Below are 395 nucleotides of genomic sequence, written 5' to 3'. Positions count from 1 at the left end.
GGATTCCACACCACCAGGTAACCTTAGCGGCCGATACGCAGGCACAGATCCCCGGCGTTGTACGCGATCTTCAAGTCCTGTTCGTCGAGCCCCGCGACCTCCTCGAAGACCGACTTGCGAACCATCAGGCAGTCACCGCCGACGGCGCTCAGATCCTGCACCGCCTGCAGTCGGAACATATAGCCCTCCGACTGCATCGGTTGCCCCAGGAACGGCAGCCCGGCCGGCCCCTGCAAACCGAGAATCAGGCCGGCATGCAAGATCCCGCCGTCCGGATCGAACAACTTGGCGCCGACCACTCCGACTTCCGGGCGCTGCGCATGATTGAGCAATTCGTCGAGCCAATCGGCTTGAGTGATCACCGCAAAAGCGTTGAACAGCAACACATCCTCGCC

Annotated in this window: 1 protein-coding gene; it reads right to left on the bottom strand. The window is 62.0% G+C overall.

The genetic code is table 11. From position 1 onward, the window contains the following. Positions 1-23 precede the first annotated feature (23 nt). A partial coding sequence (locus BK660_RS31650) for a glycosyltransferase family protein (RefSeq protein ID WP_473087037.1) occupies positions 24-395 on the bottom strand: 372 nt, incomplete at its 5' end.

This window comes from Pseudomonas brassicacearum (genome assembly GCF_003732265.1).
Taxonomy (GTDB): Bacteria; Pseudomonadota; Gammaproteobacteria; order Pseudomonadales; family Pseudomonadaceae; genus Aquipseudomonas; species Aquipseudomonas brassicacearum_D.
Note: the sequence above shows the minus strand (reverse complement) of the source record. Positions and strands in the feature narration are given on the sequence as shown.